The 17861-nt window shown below is 67.9% G+C and carries 17 protein-coding genes; 6 read left to right on the forward strand and 11 right to left on the reverse strand.

The genetic code is table 11. From position 1 onward, the window contains the following. Positions 1 to 5 precede the first annotated feature (5 nt). The 5 genes from ASD94_RS21785 to ASD94_RS21805 all read right to left on the reverse strand — a co-directional run bounded on the left by ASD94_RS21785 (position 6) and on the right by ASD94_RS21805 (position 4485). Positions 6 to 833, reverse strand: coding sequence for a transketolase (locus ASD94_RS21785; RefSeq protein WP_056647781.1), 828 nt, complete (start codon positions 831 to 833; stop codon positions 6 to 8). A gap of 28 nt (positions 834 to 861) precedes the next feature. After that, a complete protein-coding gene (locus ASD94_RS21790; protein WP_056647783.1) occupies positions 862 to 2121 on the reverse strand; it encodes a TRAP transporter large permease in 1260 nt (419 codons plus the stop codon). Beyond that, positions 2118 to 2618 carry a TRAP transporter small permease gene (locus tag ASD94_RS21795; RefSeq protein ID WP_056647787.1) on the reverse strand — a complete coding sequence of 167 codons (501 nt, stop codon included), beginning with the start codon at positions 2616 to 2618 and terminating at the stop codon, positions 2118 to 2120. Before ASD94_RS21795 ends, ASD94_RS21790 begins: the two co-directional genes overlap by 4 nt. Positions 2619 to 2670: 52 nt before the next feature. Continuing rightward, a complete protein-coding gene (locus ASD94_RS21800; RefSeq protein ID WP_056647790.1) occupies positions 2671 to 3654 on the reverse strand; it encodes a TRAP transporter substrate-binding protein in 984 nt (327 codons plus the stop codon). A gap of 81 nt (positions 3655 to 3735) precedes the next feature. Continuing rightward, positions 3736 to 4485 carry an SDR family NAD(P)-dependent oxidoreductase gene (locus ASD94_RS21805; protein WP_056647794.1) on the reverse strand — a complete coding sequence of 250 codons (750 nt, stop codon included), beginning with the start codon at positions 4483 to 4485 and terminating at the stop codon, positions 3736 to 3738. A gap of 137 nt (positions 4486 to 4622) precedes the next feature. On the opposite strand from ASD94_RS21805, the gene ASD94_RS21810 reads away from it, so the two are divergent. The 3 genes from ASD94_RS21810 (at position 4623) to ASD94_RS21820 (ending at position 8642) form a co-directional block, all read left to right on the forward strand. Continuing rightward, complete coding sequence (locus tag ASD94_RS21810) at positions 4623 to 5510, forward strand: LysR substrate-binding domain-containing protein (protein WP_056647797.1); 888 nt, start codon at positions 4623 to 4625, stop codon at positions 5508 to 5510. A gap of 154 nt (positions 5511 to 5664) precedes the next feature. Continuing rightward, positions 5665 to 7647 (forward strand): transketolase, encoded by a 1983-nt coding sequence (gene tkt, locus ASD94_RS21815; protein WP_056647800.1) that lies wholly within the window; start codon positions 5665 to 5667, stop codon positions 7645 to 7647. Between the two features lie 32 nt (positions 7648 to 7679). Beyond that, a complete protein-coding gene (locus ASD94_RS21820; protein WP_056647804.1) occupies positions 7680 to 8642 on the forward strand; it encodes a D-2-hydroxyacid dehydrogenase in 963 nt (320 codons plus the stop codon). Positions 8643 to 8658: 16 nt separating this feature from the next. Here ASD94_RS21820 and ASD94_RS21825 read toward each other — a convergent pair whose 3' ends face one another. From ASD94_RS21825 to ASD94_RS21850, 6 genes are all read right to left on the reverse strand, one after another. Then, positions 8659 to 9567: an alpha/beta fold hydrolase gene (locus tag ASD94_RS21825; protein ID WP_056647807.1), complete on the reverse strand. Its 909-nt coding sequence runs from the start codon at positions 9565 to 9567 to the stop codon at positions 8659 to 8661. Between the two features lie 92 nt (positions 9568 to 9659). Continuing rightward, complete coding sequence (locus ASD94_RS21830; protein WP_056647810.1) at positions 9660 to 10187, reverse strand: CinA family protein; 528 nt, start codon at positions 10185 to 10187, stop codon at positions 9660 to 9662. Next, positions 10187 to 10711: a phosphatidylglycerophosphatase A gene (locus tag ASD94_RS21835; protein WP_056647813.1), complete on the reverse strand. Its 525-nt coding sequence runs from the start codon at positions 10709 to 10711 to the stop codon at positions 10187 to 10189. The genes ASD94_RS21830 and ASD94_RS21835 overlap by 1 nt, the downstream gene beginning before the upstream one ends. A gap of 18 nt (positions 10712 to 10729) precedes the next feature. Beyond that, positions 10730 to 11209 (reverse strand): universal stress protein, encoded by a 480-nt coding sequence (locus ASD94_RS21840; protein ID WP_056647816.1) that lies wholly within the window; start codon positions 11207 to 11209, stop codon positions 10730 to 10732. 105 nt (positions 11210 to 11314) lie between these two features. Further along, entirely contained in the window at positions 11315 to 12928 is a 1614-nt protein-coding gene (locus tag ASD94_RS21845) for a DUF4139 domain-containing protein (RefSeq protein ID WP_056648337.1), read from the reverse strand. Between the two features lie 155 nt (positions 12929 to 13083). Beyond that, on the reverse strand, positions 13084 to 13968 hold the full coding sequence (locus ASD94_RS21850) for a LysR family transcriptional regulator (protein ID WP_056647821.1): 885 nt from the start codon (positions 13966 to 13968) through the stop codon (positions 13084 to 13086). 143 nt (positions 13969 to 14111) lie between these two features. Here ASD94_RS21850 and ASD94_RS21855 point away from each other — a divergent pair, with 143 nt between their 5' ends. The 3 genes from ASD94_RS21855 (at position 14112) to ASD94_RS21865 (ending at position 17854) form a co-directional block, all read left to right on the forward strand. After that, positions 14112 to 15152: an NAD-dependent epimerase/dehydratase family protein gene (locus tag ASD94_RS21855; protein ID WP_056647824.1), complete on the forward strand. Its 1041-nt coding sequence runs from the start codon at positions 14112 to 14114 to the stop codon at positions 15150 to 15152. A 32-nt stretch (positions 15153 to 15184) separates the two neighbouring features. After that, positions 15185 to 16366, forward strand: a complete 1182-nt coding sequence (locus tag ASD94_RS21860; protein WP_056648340.1) for a hypothetical protein — start codon at positions 15185 to 15187, stop codon at positions 16364 to 16366. Between the two features lie 171 nt (positions 16367 to 16537). Beyond that, a complete protein-coding gene (locus tag ASD94_RS21865) occupies positions 16538 to 17854 on the forward strand; it encodes a ferric reductase-like transmembrane domain-containing protein (RefSeq protein ID WP_056647826.1) in 1317 nt (438 codons plus the stop codon). Positions 17855 to 17861 lie beyond the last annotated feature (7 nt).

Consider the following 17861-nt stretch of genomic DNA (forward strand, 5'->3'; position numbering starts at 1 on the left):
CGGGTTCAAGGACGATGGGCATCGAGTACCTCAAGGGCCTGTTGCCATTCGGGCGGATCGACGCGGATGAAGTGGTTCTTGTCGCGCGACTCCAGGAAGGGAATGCCCTTGCCCATGAGCGTGTCGCACAGGATCACCCGGGGCCTGGGCTCTGCCAGCTGGCGCGCCGTGTCGAAGGCGCGCACCACGGCCGGCAGGTGGTTGCCGTCCACGCGCTGCACATGCCAGCCAAAGGCCGCCCACTTGTCGGTGAGCGGCTCAAAGCCCATCACCTTGCTCGACGGCCCGTCGGCCTGCTGGTTGTTGATGTCCACGATGCAAATCAAGTTGCCCAGCCGGTGGTGGCTGGCAGACATGGCGGCCTCCCAGGTGGAGCCTTCGTCCAGCTCTCCGTCGGACATGGAGTTATAGACAAACGCCGGATTGCCCCGGTGGCGCAGGCCCAGTGCCATGCCCACAGCGATGGGCAGGCCCTGTCCCAGTGAGCCGCCCGACATCTCCATGCCCGGCGTGTACGTGGCCATGCCGGACATGGGCAGGCGGCTGTCGTCGCTGCCATAGGTTTCCAGCTCCGATTCGGGGATGGTGCCGGCCTCGATGAGTGCGGCATAGAAGGCGATGGCGTAATGGCCATGCGAGAGCAGGAAACGGTCACGACCGTCCCACTGTGGGTCGTCAGGGCGCAGGTTCAGCGCGTGGGCGTAGGCCGTGGCCAGGACGTCGGCATAGCCCAGTGCCTGGCCGACGTAGCCTTGGCCCTGGACTTCGCCCATGCGCACGGCGAAGCGGCGGATGCGCCATGCGGCCTGTGCAATGTGTTGGAGGGTGCTCATGGATCGTTCGTCTCCGGGTGAAGGATCATCAGTGCAAGGTCAGCCACGGCAGGTAGGCAAAGCCCAGCAGCAACAGCAATGCGACCATGTAAAAGGGAATCAGCTCCTTGACCACGTCGCCGATGCGCACCTTGGCGATTGAGCTGGTGATGAACAAGGTGGTGCCGATGGGCGGGTGGTACAGCCCGATGGACAGGTTCACGATCATCATGATCCCGAGCTGCACGGTGTCCATGCCCACGGCGGACGCCAGCGGCACGAACATGGGCGTGAGTAGCAGTACGGCCGCCGGCAGGTCGATGAACATGCCCGTGGCGAGCATGATCAGGTTCATCGCGAGGATGATGAGCCACGGCGACTGCAGCGTTTCCTTTGCGTACAGCGTGAAGGCGGCAGGCAGCTGCTCGTAGGTGACGATCCAGCCCACGACGCTGGAGGCCATGATGATCAGCAGCACCACTCCTGTGGAGATGCCGGCCTCCACCGCAGCGGCCTTGAGCTTGGCGATGGTCAGGTCACGGTAGACGATGCCTGACACCACCAGCGCGTACAGCGTGGACATCACGCTCACCTCGGTCGGCGTGGCAATGCCGAAGCGCAGAAAGATGATGATCAGCACCGGCATCAGCAATGCCGGCCCCGCATGTAGCAGCTGCCGCAGGAACGCCGGCCACTCGAAGGGCGTGGTGTCGCGCGGGAAGTTGCGGCGGCGCCCCTGGATGTAGCACACGGCCATGAAGCCGCCGCACATCAGCAGCCCCGGCAGGATGCCGGCCACGAACAGCGCGCCGATGGAGGCGCCCGACACCAGCGCGTACACGATCATCGGGATGGACGGCGGGATCAGGATGTCGATGGTGGCCGCCGCTGCCAGCGTGCCAGCCGCGAACGGAGCCGGGTAGCCCAGCTTCTTGAGCCAGGGGATCAGCATGGATCCAATGGCCGAGGCGTCGGCCACGGCGGAGCCGGACACGCCGCCGAAGATGGTGGACGACAGCACCCCCACCTGCGCCGGGCCGCCGTGCACGCGGCCGATCATCATGCTGAGCAGCTGCACCAGGCTCTGGCCCAGCCGACCGCTGACCATCAGCGCGCCTGTCATCATGAAGAAGGGAATGGCGATCAGCGGAAAGCTCTGCGTCTGCGTGATCATCTGTTCGACCGCCAGGTGTACGGGCACACGGTCAATAATCAGAAGCCCACAGACAGACGCCAGCACCAGCGCGTGCGCGATCGGTATGGAGGCCAGCGCGGCCAGGATGAAGAGGCCGATGATGAGTGTGGTCATGCGTCGGCTCCCGGTTCGTCGTGCGCGGTACCGCGCCACACCTGAGGCAGCCGGCACAGCGTCACAACGGCCAGCATCACGAAGCCCAGCAGCAGACAGCCCACGCTCACCGACCCCGGCACCTGCATGATGGGGCTGCGCTCGTCTGCTGCGATCTCGAACACGGGCCACGCGGCCCAGGACAGACCCAGGTACAGCGTTACCACCACCAGCGAGCCCGCGGTGAGCACCCAGCGCCGTGCAGCGCCGAGCTTCTGCGTGACCAGCACCACGGCAATGTGCGATCCGTGCTGGGCGGCCAGCACCACGCCGGCCATGATCATCCAGGGAAACATCAGCTCAGGTAGTTCCGAAGCCCAAGACAGACTGGTGCCAGCCACGTAGCGCAACACCACGTTGATGCTCAGGATGGCGAACACCACCGACAGCGTCACATACAGCACGGCATGGCACCACCAGGCGATGGCAGTGTCCACCGCTCTCAAAAGAGGATTCATCAGGATCTCCTTGCGGGCGCACCAGCCGGTGCGCCCCGGAATGGCGAAGGAATCAGCGGGCGGCCTGCTGCACGCGGCCGACAAAGCTGCCAATGGGGCTGGCCAGCCACTTGGTGTAGACCGGCTGGGCGGCTTGCATGAAAGCGTCCCGCTCCACCGTGTCAACCTGCACGCCCCGGGCCTTGAGGTCAGCGACCAGCTTATCGTCGATCTCCTTGTTCAGCTGGCGCTGCAACTGCGTCGCCTCTGTGGCGGCGTCTGCCACGATCTGGCGATCTCCCGGCGCCATGCGGTCCCACGAGCGCTTGCTCATCAGGAACGGCGTGCTCTCGTACTTGTGACCCGTGAGCGAGATGTACTTTTGCACCTCGTAGAGCTTGGCCGATGCAATGTTGGTCAGCGGGTTCTCCTGGCCGTCGACCACGCCCTGCTGCAGAGCGACGTACAGCTCGGAGAACTTGATTTGCTGCGCGTCGGCGCCCAGGGCCTGCATGATGTCCACCGTCACCGAATCTGGCGGGGTGCGCATCTTCAGCCCCTTCATGTCGGCGGGCGTCTTGATGGGGCGCTTGCTGTTGGACATCTGGCGCACGCCGTTGTCCCACAGCCCCAGCAGCACCATGCCTTTGGCGGCCGACTTGTCGGCCAGCTCCTTGCCGATGGGGCCATCCATCACCGACCAGGCCTTGGGCGCATCGGCGAACAGGAACGGCATGCCCAGCGCGGCATATTCGGGCACCACGGCGGACACTGCGCCCTGGCTGTTGGCCGAGAAGTCCAGCGTGCCCGAGCGCAGGGCCGTCACCATGGCGGCATCGTCGCCCAGTTGCGCTGAGTGGGCCACCTGGATCTCCACGCGGCCGCCCGTCTTGGCCTTGACCGTTTCCGCGAACTTCACGGCCGCCACGTGGCGTGGGTTGTCGGGCGGGTTGCCGTGCGCCAGCGTGAGCTTGACGGGTTGGGCCGAGGCGAATGAGGCTGCGCCTGCCACGGCGGCGGCCAACAGGGTGCGGCGAAGAATGTGGATCGATGGCATGGTTTTGTCTCCTGGGTTTTTGGTATGGCTTATGGGGATGGCGCTTGTGGGAAGGCCGGGTGGCAGCGGTCGGTGCCCACGTCAGTGGATCAACATGCCGCCGTTCACGTCGAGCGTGACGCCCGTGCAGTACTTGGCCAGGTCGCTGGCCAGGAAGACAACGCAGCCGGCCACGTCGTTAGGCTCGCCGATGCGGGCCAGCGGAATGCCGTCCAGAATCCCTTGCCGCTTGTCGTCGGGGATCTTGCCCTTGTTGATGTCGGTGGCGATGAGGCCCGGCGTCACGCAGTTCACGCGGATGTTGTTGCCGCCGTATTCGCGGGCCATGGCGCGGGCCAGGCCCAGCACGCCAGCCTTGGCGGCCGAGTAGTGCGGGCCGCCCAGGATGCCGCCGCCGCGCTGTGCCGACACCGACGAGATGCAGACGATGGCGCCACTGTTCTGCGCCACCATGAACGGCAGCACGGCCTGCGATGCGTAGAGCGTGCCGCGCAGGCTCACGTCCAGGATGCGGTCGTAATCGGCGCCCGTGATATCGAGGAACTTCACCGGCTGCGTGATGCCGGCGTTGTTCACCAGGATGTCGATGTGGCCATAGCGCGCCTGGATGGCTGCTGCCGCCGCCTCACACGAGGCCTTGTCGGTCACGTTGGCCACCAGCCCCAGGTGCTCTGTGCCGAGCCGGGCAGCAGCGGCCTGCGGGTTGGCCCCTTCCAGATCGAGGATCACCACCTTGGCGCCCTGTTCGGCCATCATGCGTGCCGTGGCAAAACCCAGGCCGTTGAGTCCCGCACCGCCGGTGATGACGGCAACCTTGTCTTTGAGCAGCATGCGTGTCTCCTTGTATGTACTGCATTGCGATGGGCTGGATTCTGGAAGGCAGGGTCTTTGAAAACAAACGATATAAACTCACCCAAGATTTAATTTCGTTCATGTTGCGTCGCAATAAGTGAACAACTGTCATCCACATGATTCCTCCCCTGAGTGCCCTGCAGGCGTTTGAAGCCATTGCCCGCCGCAAGAGCTTTTCGCTGGCCGCCGGCGAACTGAACCTCACGCCCTCGGCCGTGAGCCACCAGCTCGCCAAGCTCGAAGGGCTGCTTGGGGTGCGGTTGTTTGAGCGTTCGGCGCGAGGCGTGGAGCTGACCCCGGCAGGGCAAAGCTACTTGCAGCGCGTGGCCAACGCGCTCGGAGCCATCAACACCGCCACCGAAAGCCTGCGCCACGGCATGCAGGACACGCTGCACCTGCACTGCAGCCCCAGCTTTGCCAGCCTGTGGCTGATGCCGCGCATCTCGCGTTTCACGCGGCGGCACCCGGACATTGCGCTGTCGCTGTCGGCCTCGCACGTGCATTCGGACTTTCAGCTGGGCCTGGTAGACATCGATATCCGCTACGGGCTGCCCAATTGGCCGCACCTCGAGGTTGAACCCGTGTTTGCTGAAAAAGTCATGCCGCTGGCCAGCCCCGAGTTCATTCGCACCCATGCGGTGCATACGGCGCAAGACCTGCTGCGCGTGCCGCTGATCCAGTCGGTGGTCAACGTGGCACAGTGGCCCGACTGGTTTGCGCGGTTTTTGCCTGGCCAGCGGCCCGAGCGCATTGCGCTGCGCTTTGACCGCGCGATGATGAGCCTGGACGCTGCCGTGCAGTCGCTGGGCGTGGCGCTGGAGAGCACCAGCCTGGGCCAGGCCCTGATCGCCACAGGCCGCCTGCAGCCTGTGTTCGGCCCCGAGGTGGAGCTGCAGGTGCAGGCGCACTTTCTGGTCTACCCGGGGCGCCACGCGGCCCGGCCCGAGGTGCGGCGGTTTCTGGACTGGGTGCGCGAGGAGGCGCTGCAGTCCCAAGGGCGATGAGATCGGTCAGGCGGGGGCGGTGAATGAACTGATTTCATGTATCCCTGAATAAACGTCGCTTGTCTTCATGAATTCGGGCGCAAAGAATCCGGGCTGATTCCTTTGCCACAACCACCCGGAGACAAGCGGCAGCCCCTGGCATGCCGCGCACCCCATGAGTGCCCACCCCCTGCAGCCCCTGGCGCATGCCATCCGCTTCTTGTCGATCGACGCCATCGTTCGCGCCACCGAAGGCCACCAGGGCGTGCCCCTGGGCATGGCCGAGATCGCAACGGCGCTTTACACCCAGCACCTCAGGCATCACCCCGCTGACCCCACGTGGTGGGACCGCGACCGCGTGGTGCTCTCCAACGGCCACGGCTCCATGCTGCTGTACTCGCTGCTGCATCTCACGGGCTACGAGGCCATCACCCTGGAACAGATCCAGCGCTTCCGCGAGCTGGGCGCCATCTGCGAAGGCCACCCCGAGCGCAACCCCGGGCACGGCATCGAGGTCACCACCGGCCCGCTGGGCCAGGGCATTGCCAACGCCTTCGGCATGGCCGTGGCCGAGGCCTACCTGCGTGCCCGCTTCGGCAGCGCCCTGGTGGACCATTTCACCTACGCCTTCGTGGGCGATGGCTGCCTGCAGGAGGGCGTGGGTCAGGAAATGATCTCGCTGGCCGGGCACCTGCGACTGGGTCACCTCGTGCTGCTGTGGGACGACAACCTCATCACCGACGACGGCGCGACCTCGCTGTCCATCAGCGAAAACGTGCCCGACCGCTTCCGTGTGGCGGGCTGGCATGTGGAGGAGTTGGATGGCCACGACATCGACGCCGTGTCGGCCGCGCTGACCCTGGCGCGCAAGGACCCGCGCCCCTCGCTCCTCGCCTGCCGCACGGTCATCGGCAAGGGGCTGCCGCGCGTGCAGGGCCAGCGCGGTGGCCACAGCGCACGCCTGCACCCCCAAGACGCCGATGACGCGCGCGCGCTGCTGGGCTGGCCCCACCCATCCTTCGTTGTCCCACCCGACGTGTTGCAGGCCTGGCTTGATGCCGGACAACGCAGCGCCGCCGAACACGCCGCCTGGCAGCAGCGTCTGCAGGCCCTGCCCACGGCGGAGCGCGAGGAGTTCTGCCGGGTGATGGAAGGGCGCCTGCCCACGGGCTGGCAGCAGGTGTTGCAGGACTACAAGGCGCGTGCCCATACCCAGCCCGAAGGCCAGGGCGGCATCCTGCTTTCGGCCGAGATCAACGACCTGCTCGCCCCCGTCATCCCCGAGCGCATGGTGGGCTGCGCCGACCTGGAGGCGCCCACCAGCCACAAACGCGGCCTGCGCGCCTTCACGGCAGCCGACCCCGGTGGGGCTTACGTGCACTGCGGCGTGCGCGAGCACGTGATGGGCTCCATGGCCAACGGCATGGCCGCGCACGGCGGCATCGTGCCGCTCAGCGTGACCTACCTCGCGTTCTCGGACTACGAGCGGCCCGCCATGCGCATGGCCGCCCTCATGGGCCTGCCGGTGAAGTTCGTGTTCAGCCACGACTCCATCGGCATCGGCAAGAACGGCCCCACCCACCAGCCGGTGGAAATTCTTGCGTCGCTGCGCGCCACGCCCAACATGTGGGTCATGCGCCCGGCCGATGCGGTGGAGGCCGCCGAATGCTGGGAGGCCGCGCTGGCCCATACCGACGGCCCGGTGAGCCTGGTGTTCGCACGCCAGACGCTGCCGCTGGTACGCACCGCCCACGACGCCCGCAACTGCAGTGCCCGCGGCGGCTACGTGCTGCACGAGGCCACCCGCGGCCCGCGCGAGGTCACGCTGCTGGCCACTGGCTCGGAGGTGGCGCTGGCCGTGGCCGCACGCGACCTGCTGGAGCAGGGCGGCGTGGGCACGGCCGTGGTATCGCTGCCCTGCTGGGAGCTGTTTGACCAGCAGGACGCAGACTACCGCCGCGCGGTGCTGGGCAGCGGCGTGCGCGTGGCGGTGGAGGCCGCCTGCCGCATGGGCTGGGACGCCTACCTGGGACCTCGCGGCAGCTTCGTGGGCATGCGGGGCTTTGGTGCTTCGGGCCCCGCGCCCGCGCTTTACGAGTTGTTCGGCATCACCGCCGAGGCCGTGGCTGCCGAAGCCCACCGCCTGCGTGCGGCATGAATGGCCTGAACCACCCCACCCAGAGAGTTCCCATGCACATCGTCTTTCTCGATCGCGACACCCTTTCTCCCACCACCCAGTTGCGCCGCCCGGCTTTTGACCACACTTGGGCTGAGCATGCCGCCACCGCTCCGGCCGACGTGGTGGCGCGCATCCGCGATGCCGACGTCGTGATCACCAACAAGGTGCGCATCACCGCCGAGGCGCTGGCCCAGGCGCCGCGCCTGCGCCTGGTGGCCGTGGCCGCCACGGGCACTGACAACGTGGACCTGGCGGCCTGCCAGGCCCGGGGTGTGGTGGTGAGCAACGTGCGCAGCTACGCGACCCACACCGTGCCCGAGCACACCTTTGCGCTGATCTTTGCCCTGCGTCGCAGCCTGTGTGCCTATCGCGACGCGGTGCGCGCCGGGCGCTGGCAGCAGGCCGGACAGTTCTGCTTTTTTGACCACCCGATCCGCGACCTGGCGGGCTCCACGCTCGGTGTGATTGGCGACGGCGCGCTGGGCCAGGCCGTGGCCGCCATCGGCCGCGCGCTGGGCATGCGGGTGCTGATGGCGGCGCACAAGGGGCGCAGCGGCCAGGGCCGCCTGTACACCCCATTCGAGCAGACGCTGCGCGAAGCCGATGTGCTGACGCTGCACTGCCCGCTCAACGCCCACACGCGCCACATGATCGGTGCGCCCGAGTTTGCGCTCATGCAGCGGCGGCCCTTGCTGATCAACACCGCACGCGGTGGTTTGGTGGATGAGCAGGCCGTGGGCCCCGCGCTGCAGGCGGGGCAGATCAGCGGCGCGGCCTTTGACGTGACGAGCGTGGAGCCGCCACCCCCTGACCACCCCTTCATGGCGCTGCTGGACCGGCCGGACTTCGTGCTCACGCCCCATGTGGCCTGGGCCAGCGCCGAGGCCATCCAGGCGCTGGCCGACCAGCTGACCAGCAACATCGAGGCCTGTGTGGCGGGCAACCCCGTGAACGTGGTGCAGCCGCGCGCCTGAATCTGCGGCAGTGGGCTCAGGCGCTGAAAAATTGGACCAGTGCCTGGGCGGTCTCTCCAGGCAATTGCTCGGGGATGAAGTGCCCTGCCGGCACGGCCTGGCCCGTGACCACGCCCGCGCACTGCGCCTGCCACAGCGCCAGTGGATCAAACAGCCGGTGCACCACACCGTGCGCGCCCCAGATCACCAAGGTGTCGCAGGCGATCTTCTCGCCGCGCGCGCGGCTGTCACGGTCGTGGTCGAGGTCGATGCCTGCGCTGGCGCGGTAGTCCTCGCAGGCGGTGTGGATGGCTTCGGGCGTGCAAAAGCATCGCTCGTAGTCGGCCAGGGCCTGGGGCTCGATGTGGGCCAGGCCAGCGCTGCCCCAGCCGCCCAGCTTGGCGTGCAGGTAGGCGCGCGCGTTGCCGCCAATCATGGTCTCGGGCAGCGGCGCGGGCTGGATCAAGTGGAACCAGTGGTAGTAGGCGCGCGCAAACTCCATGTCGGTGCGCGCGTACATGTCGAGCGTGGGGGCGATGTCGATCACGCACAGCTTCTTGACGCGCGCGGCGTGGTCCAGCGCGAGCCGGTGGGCCACACGGCCGCCCCGGTCGTGGCCGCACAGGTAGAACCGGTCGTGGCCCAGAGCGGTCATCACCTCGGCCATGTCCTGCGCCAGGGCGCGTTTGCTGTAGTTGCTGTGGTCGGGCAGGCCCGGCGCGTGGGATGAGTCGCCATAGCCGCGCAGATCGGGCAGCACCAGAAAATAGTGGCGTGCCAGTTGCTGTGCCACGCGGTGCCACAGCGCATGCGTTTGCGGAAAGCCGTGCAGCAACAGCAGCGGCGGAGCGCCCACGGTGCCCCCGGTGCGCACAAAGATCTCCGCGCCCGAGGTGGTGATGCGCTGAGTGGCAAAGCCGTCAAACCAGGGAGATGTCGTTGTCATGGCCGTATGGTGTGGCAAGGGGCGGGTGAAGCCCTGTCTTGTGGACGACAGCGGCTACTCAGGCCAGGCCTGGGCATGGTGCCCCGGTAAAGTCAGGCAGGCAGCAGGCTCAGCAGACGCTTCAGGGCGTACCGCAGCGTGGCCGTGCGGACGGCGGCGCGGTCCCCAGCAAAGTGCTGCATTTCGCTGTGGGTTTGCCCGCCCACGCACCAGGCGAACCACACGGTGCCCACCGGCTTGGTCTCGGTGCCGCCCGTGGGGCCCGCGACGCCCGTCACGGCCAGACTGACCTGCGCGCGCGAGTGGGCAAGGGCGCCGTCGGCCATGGCGCGCGCCACAGGCTCGCTCACCGCACCGTGCTGCTCGATCAGGCCGGGGGGTACGCCCAGCATCTCGGCCTTGGCCTCGTTAGAATAGGTCACAAAGCCGCGCTCGAACCACTGGCTGGAGCCCGACAGGTCGGTGCAGGCGGCGGCGATCATGCCGCCAGTGCAGCTTTCGGCAGTGGCCAGTAGGTGGCGGCGGGCCAGCAAACGCAGCGATATTTGCGTCAAATTGGCATCAAGCGCTTGTACTTCTTGCTCTAGTAGCTCACTTTTTGATAGTGATGTGGGTGCCATCAGAACCTCCACAGTGCAATGACCAGCAAGGTACAGAAGGCTGCCACAAAGTCGTCCCACAAGATACCCCAGCCCCCGCGCCAGCCAAAGCCCTTGAACAGGCTGTCGGCCCAGCCCACCGGGCCGGGTTTGGCGGCGTCAAAAAAGCGGAACAGCCCAAACGCCACCACCTGCCCCCACAGCCCCATGGGCATGGCCAGCCACAGCACCAGCCAGAAGGCCACCACCTCGTCCCACACGATGCTGCCGGGGTCGGCCACGCGCATGTGGCGTGCCGTGGTGGTGCAGGCCCACCAGCCCACCACGGTGCTGACTGCGATCAGCAAGCCCATTTGCCGCTGGTTCAGCCACTGCTGCAGCACCAGGTAGGCCAGCCAAGCCCACAGGGTGCCCACGGTCCCCGGCGCCTTCGGGGCCAGGCCCGCACCAAAGCCCAGCGCCATGAAGTGGGCGGGGTGGGACAGCATGAAGCGCACGCTGGGGCGCTGAGGGGCAAGGGGTGGCAGGGGCTCGGAAACGGTCATGGCATGGAAGAAAAAGGGTCAGGCGCCGGCGGCACCGCCGGCAGCTTCGGCGGGCAGGCGCACCAGCAGCACGGGCACGGGGGCGGTGCGGGCGATCTGCTCGGCATCGCTGCCCATCAGCACGCGGGCCAGGCCACGGCGCCCATGGGTGCCCAGCACTATCAGGTCGGCGCCCCAGGCCCGAGCGTGTTCCACCAACAGGTCAGCCACCCGGGCATCCAGGTTTTCGATCAGCACCGTGTCCACGGGAACGCCCTGCTGTTCCACGCGCTGGCGTGCCTGCTGCAGCAGGGCTTCGCCCGCGTTGCGCAGGCGGGGTAGCACTTCCTGGCTGTAGACCTCGGGCCGCTCAAAGCCGCTGATGTGGGCCACGGGGTCCATCACGTTCAGCAGGCGGATGCGGCCGCCCGAGGCCTTGGCCAAGCCCGTGGCTTCGGTCAGCGCGTGGTCGGAGGTGGGGCTGCCGTCAACGGCAACGAGGAGGTGTTGGTAACTCATGGCGGCGGGCTCCTGGGGGCTCGGTCGCGCCTTGGCGGGCGCTGTGACGGATTGTGACCGACCCGTTGTTGTGTGCGGCGGGCGGTCGGCTGCAGGGTCTCTGGGTCATTGGCGTTCGAGCAACTCCACATCCTTGGGGTAGCGGATGGTGTGCTCGGCACTGAACTGCGCGGTAGCCCCTGCAGCCACAGGCTGCTGCCAGGCCACGGTGCCGGGCGTGCGGTTCCAGGCCGTGTCCGCCGGTTGGGGCTGGTAGCGCGATTCGACCTCGATCTTTTCATTGCGCGAGACTGGTGCGGCATGCAGCACCTGCAGCGTGATGACCGTCTTGTGGCGGTTCTCCACGCTGTAGGCCCGGCGCGTCTTGCGCTCCACGCGCGAGCTGGTGAAGCCACTGCTGCCGGTCAGATCCTGCGCGGGCTCCGCCCGCACGGTGACCAGTTCATCGCGGCCAAACGACAGGCTGGTGCTGCCGGCCGGGGCACCCGCGCTGGGCGCGCCAAAGTCGATGCGGCCGTTGCCTACAAAGGCGCCGTCGCGGTACAGGCCCGCTGCACCTGCGGGCCATACACCGGGCGGCTGCGCAATCTGCGCGACCAGGTAGGCCGCTTCTTCCACGGCGGGTGCCGTGCGGGTGCTCAGCGTGGCGGGGGCGCTGTGGCTGCCCAGCGCAAGCGTCACGCGCTGGCCGCTGGAGGGCACGGCGATGCGCTGGGGCACGGCGAACTCGGTGGCAAATCCTTTGTCGAGGGCGTTCACGTCGAACGTGGGCATGGCCTCTTCGGCGGCATTGCGGGACCGGGACAGTGACGCAACGGTCGGTGCGGGCGCTGGTGCCATCGCCATCGCGGGTGCAGGCGAGCCTTGGGGCGGTGGCGCCACGTTCAGCCACCAGGGGCGCGGCAGTTGCCCTTGTGTGGCGCGCCCGGGCTGGCCCGTCGACAAAGTCAGCTGCACGTTGCCCCAGTCTTCACCACTGTTCTGCGCCACCAGCGCCTGGCGCTCGATCAGCACCGTGGATTTGGTGGCATCGAGCGTCGCCCGGTAGATGGGCTGCCAGCCGGGGCCGCGCACCTGGTAGGACAGGCGCAGCTCGGCCTCGCGCTCGGTGGCCAGATTGATGGTGACCGACACCACCCTCGCGCGCTGGCTGGCCACGCGGTCGCGTTCTGCCACCAAGGGCTTGAGGGCCAGCTCCAGCGCCTCCTGCTTGCGCTGAAGCTGGTGCGCGCGCGCAGCGCTGTCCTGCCCGGACTTGCGCAGTACCTCTGCGGTGGCGGTGATCTGAGCGGGCGTGGGGGTGGCCGCACGGGGAGCGGTGGCGGCAGGCGCTGTCCCCTCAGTGCCCGCGCCGGTTTGCGCCACGCTGCGCAGATAGCCATCCACCAGCTGCAGGGCCGAGGCCTCGGCCTTCACCCCGGCGATCTGGTCCTCCAGTTCGCGGATGCGGCCGTCCAGCGGACTGGAGCAGCCTGCCGCCACATCGCGGTCCTCGGTGAGCACATTGAATTCGCCCACGCGCACGGCGGGGTCGGCGTTGATCTGCAGGCTTTGCACATCCAGCGACGCGGGTAGGCAGGCCAGCGTGAGGCTGCGCGCGCCAGCGGCCACCCTGGCTACGCGCTCCACCGTGGCGCTGCCGGGGTAGACGGTGACGCGGGCGATGCGGGAGGTGTCCTGGGCGAGGGCCGGCGAGGCCGCGTTGCAGAGCAGGGCCATGCTGACCAGGCACAGGGGGCGCAGCGGGCGTGGGGAGTGCAAGCGCGAGGCAAGGGAGGAATGGATCACGGGGCTCCTTGGCGCGGTGGACAAAGGGAATGGGATGCTAGCAGCCGCCGTGGCCTGGAACGGGCGCGGAGAACGTCAACATGCTCTCAAAGCACCAGAGGCACCTCTGCCGCCAGAAAGTCATACACCGCCCGGATCTTGCGGCTGGTGCGTATCTCGCGGTGCACTGTCAGCCAGATGGGCAGATCAGGCAGCGGCAACTGGGGCAGCACGGCCACCACTTTCGGGTCGGTGCGGGCCATGTAGTTGCCCACAAAGCCAATGCCCAGCCCTGCGCGCACGGCCTCCCAGTAGGCCATGAGGTCGTCGGTGCGGAACGCGAAGTGCTGGCGTTCCACCGGGTAGCCCATGGCAGCAAAACCTTGCAGGATGTCTTCGTGCCGGTCGTTGCCCACCAGCTCGTGCTGCAGCAGGTCGGGCGGCTGCCGGGGCGTGCCCTTGCGGCGCAGGTAGTCGCGGTGGGCATAGGCGCCCAGCGTCACCGCGCCGATGCGTTTGGCCACCAGGCTGGCCTGGTCGGGGCGCACCATGCGCAGCGCAATGTCGGCCTCGCGCCGCAGCAGGTTGGTGACCTGGTTGCTGGCCACCAGCTCCACCTGCACCTCGGGCAGGGCCTGGCGCATGCGCACAAGGACCGGGGGCAGCAGCACGCAGGCTACAGGCTGGCTGGCGGTGATGCGCACGGTGCCGCTCACGCCGTCCTCCGCGCCCGACACGCTGCGCGCCAGCTGGTGGGCGTCGGCTTCCATGGCGCGGGCCGATTCGGCCAGCCGCAGTGCCGTGGCCGTGGGCAGCAGGCCACGGCCCGTGCGCTCGAACAGCACCACGCCCAGCTGCGATTCCAGCTCGGCAATGTGGCGGCCGATGGTGGGCTGGCTGGCATTGAGCGCGCGTGCGGCGCCCAGCAGGCTGCCCTGGTCGAGCGCAGCCAGGAAGGACTGCACCAGGCTCCAGTCAAAGGTTTGATTCATGTTGATAGCGTGCCCGCGATGGGGTGGCAGCGGTGGCGGGTGGAGGTATTCATATTTGCATTGCTGTTATGAATGATTAGCCAATTGTGTAGTGGTGACCACGATTTCACAATCGCTCCATCCCTTGTGAATGGAGCCCTGACATGACCCCCCATCCTCTTTCTCGACCCTGCACGGACAACCCCTCCACCGTGTTGATCCTGGGCGCCCGGGGCCGGCTCGGCCTGGCGGCTGCCCGTGCGTTTGCACACGCCGGCTGGCAGGTGCTGGCGCAGGTGCGGCCCAGCGCTCAGGGCGCGGCACTGCCGGCCATCGCCGGCGTGTGGTGGCTGCCCGTAGCGGTCGATGACACCGCTGCGCTGGCCGCCCAGGCTCAAGGCGCGCAGGTGGTGGTGCATGCGCTCAACCCCGCCTACACCCACAAGACATGGCGCGAGCAGGCCCCGGCACTCATGGAGGCGGCGATTGCCGTCACGCGCCAGCTGCACGCCACGCTGATGCTGCCGGGCAACGTCTACAACTTTGGCGAAGCCATGCCGCCCGTGCTGCGCGAAGACACGCCCCAGAACGCCACGGGCTTCAAGGGCCGCATGCGGGTGCAGCTGGAGCAGCGCTTGCACGCCGCCACGCAAGGGGGCGAAATGCGCGCCATCGTGCTGCGCGCCGGAGATTTCTTCGGCAGCGGCACGGGCAGCTGGATCGACCAGGCCATCGCCAAGGACCTGCCCCGGGGCCGCGTTACCTGGCCCGGCCCGCTGGATGTGGCCACGCCCTGGGCTTATCTGCCCGATCTGGCCCGCTCCTTCGTGCGCGTGGCGCAGGAGCGGCACCGGTTGGCCGCGTTTGAATGCCTGCATTTCGGGGGCCACCACGTCACCGCGCAGCAGTGGCTGCATAGCTTCACGGCCATCGCTGCAGAGCAGGGCTGGTTGCCCGATACGGGTGCGCTGCGGGTGGGCCAGTTGCCGTGGCCCTTGCTGTGTGTGGCCGGTGTGGTGGCGCCCACGTTTGCCGCGCTGGCGGCCATGCGCTACTTGTGGCGCACGCCCCACCGGCTGGACAACACCCGCCTGCGCGCCCTGATCGGCGATGAGCCCCACACCCCGTTCGATCAGGCCGTGCGCCAGGCGCTGATGGACCTGGGACTGGTGGCCATGCAGTCCAGCCGCGCCGCGCTGGCCTGACGTCACGACCGTTGAATCACCGGAGCATGCTCATGAACCGTCGCAATTTCATCCGGCTGGCCGGTGGTGGCTCCGTCGCCGCCGCCACAGCGGGCACGCTGGCCGCCTGTGGCGCCCTGGACTCGCACTATCCCGCCGAGGCGGTCGAGGCCTGGCAAGGCCCCGTGGGCGAGACCGAGGTGCGCCGCCGCGCCGTGGCCTACGCCATCACCGCGCCCAATTCGCACAACCTGCAGCCCTGGCTGGTGGATTTGCGCGAGGACGGTGTCGTCACACTGCGCACCGACCCCGGGCGGGTGCTGCCACAGACGGATCCGTTGGGCCGGCAGATCCTGATCGGCCATGGCGCCTTTCTGGAGTTGCTGGTGATGGCGCTGGCCGAGCAGGGTGTGGCCAGCCAGGTCTTGCTGTGGCCGCAGGGCGAGATGCCTGCGGCGCTGAAGGACTGGGACGACCGCCCCGTGGCGCGCATCACGCTGCAACCCGGTGGCCAGCCCGACCCGCTGTTTGCGCAGGTGCTGCTGCGCCACACGCCCAAGACAGACTTCGACACCACCCGCGCCGTGGCGCCCGCACTGCTGGCCCAATTGTTGGACGGCGCGCCAGCCAACACCCCGCTGCGTTTCGGGGGCACCGTCAGCGCCGACCAGCTGCCCGCGTTGCGCACGCTGTGCTGGGAGTCGGCCAGAGTCGAACTGCTCACGCCGCGCACGATGATGGAAAGCATCCACCTCACGCGCGTGGGCCCGGCGGAGATCCTGCAGCACCGGGATGGCATCTCGATCAATTCACCCTTCGTGCGCGCGGTGTCGGCGCTGGGGATGTTCGACCGCAGCGCGCCGCCCGCTGAAGGCAGCGCGGCCTACAAAAATGCCATGGGCCGCTTCGAAGGTCACAGCAGCACGGCCATGGGTTTTGTGTGGATCACCGGCCCCAACACGCGCAGCGACCAGGTACGGGCTGGGCGTGCCTACGTGCGCCAGCAACTGCAGGCCACGGCCCTGGGCGTGGGCATGCACCCCATGAGCCAGGCCGTGCAGGAGTTTGCCGAGATGGCCCTGCACTACGAGCGCGTGCACCAGCTGGTGCTGGGGCGGCCCGCTCCGCGCACACCGCAAGATCCCACGGTGCAGATGTTCTGCCGCATTGGCTACCCGCAGGGCGAGGTGCCCGCCACGCCACGGCGGCCGCTGGCGCGTTTTGTGCGCGCATGAGAACAAGGGCGTGAGCGCCCTCTGAGCGCGGCTCCCCGTGCGCAGGGCTGATGCAGGTCAACCCCGGGCCACAAGCTGCCGCGCTTTGCAGATTCTTCACATGCGGTTCAGGTGGCGTTCATCGCGGCTCTCTATATTTGTTGCATTGCAATAAATGGACAGAGGCGTGTGATGTGGAAGAAGGTCTTGGGTGGCTCTCTGGCAGTGGCCATGGGCGCGTGGCTGCTGGCGTTGTGGGTGCCCCAGCCAGCGCCACCCGCGTGGGGTGATATCTGGTGGTGGCGCAACCAGCTGATCCTGCTTACCGGGGTGGCGGCGTGGGCGCTGATGTCGCTGATCATGGTGCTGGCCGTGCGCCCCGCGTGGCTTGAGAAGTCCTTGGACGGCCTGGACAAGAGCTACCGCCTGCACAAGTGGGCGGGCATCGGAGCCATCGTGCTGGGGCTGTTGCACTATGGGTTGCAGCTGTCGCGCAGCCTGCTGGCCGCCTGGGTGGGCCGCCCAGTGCGCACGCCGCGCGCAGACTGGTGGCTCAACACCTTCCGCCACCTGGCCGAAGAGATGGGGGAGTGGGCGGTGTGGTTCCTCGCGGCCATGCTGGTCATCACGCTGTGGCAGCGGTTCCCGTACCACGTGTGGCGCTACCTGCACAAGCTGCTGGCTGGGGTGTACCTGGTGCTGGCGTTTCATGCGGTGGTGCTGACGCCGCCCGCCTGGTGGGCGCAGCCTGCGGGCGTGCTGGTGGGCCTTTGCACGCTGGCGGGCGTGTTGTGCGCTGTGCGCTCGCTGGCCGGGGCCATCGGGCGCGGCCGCCGCCACGCGGCCCGCGTGGTCAGCGTGTCGCAGCAAGCCGCTGGCGTGCTGGAGGTGACCTGCCAGGTTAGCCCCGCCAGCGCCTGGCGGCACACGGCCGGGCAGTTTGCGTTTGTCACGTTTGGCAAAGCCGAAGGCGCGCACCCGTTCACCGTGCTCAATGCAGACCAGGGTGACGGCACGCTGCGTTTTGCGATCAAGGCGTTGGGCGATCACACGGCGCAGTTGCCTTTGCAAGTGCAGCCGGGCCAGCGGGTGGACATCGAGGGGCCGTATGGCTGTTTTGACTTTCGCAGCGACAGCGCGCCCGAGCAGGTGTGGGTGGCTGCAGGCATCGGCGCCACGCCGTTCATGGCTTGGCTTGAATCCTTGCAGTCCACGCCCGCGCTGGCACCCCGGGTGCACCTGCACTACTGCGTGCGCCATGCGGGCGAGGCGGTGTTTGCCGAACGCATGGCTGCGCTGTGCGCGCGTCTGCCCAGCGTGACGCTGGAGATCCACTACAGCGACGATGCCGGGCCCGTGACACCGGCCACGCTGCTGGCAGGCACCAGCAACGCGGCAAGTGTGTGGTTCTGCGGGCCGCAGGGTTTTGCCGAGGCGGTGCGGCAGGGCATGCAGCAGCTGGGGCGTTCGCCTGCGCGCTTTCACCAGGAGTTGTTCCAGATGCGTTGAGGGCAGG

Source organism: Acidovorax sp. Root70 (assembly GCF_001428225.1).
GTDB lineage: Bacteria > Pseudomonadota > Gammaproteobacteria > Burkholderiales > Burkholderiaceae_C > Acidovorax.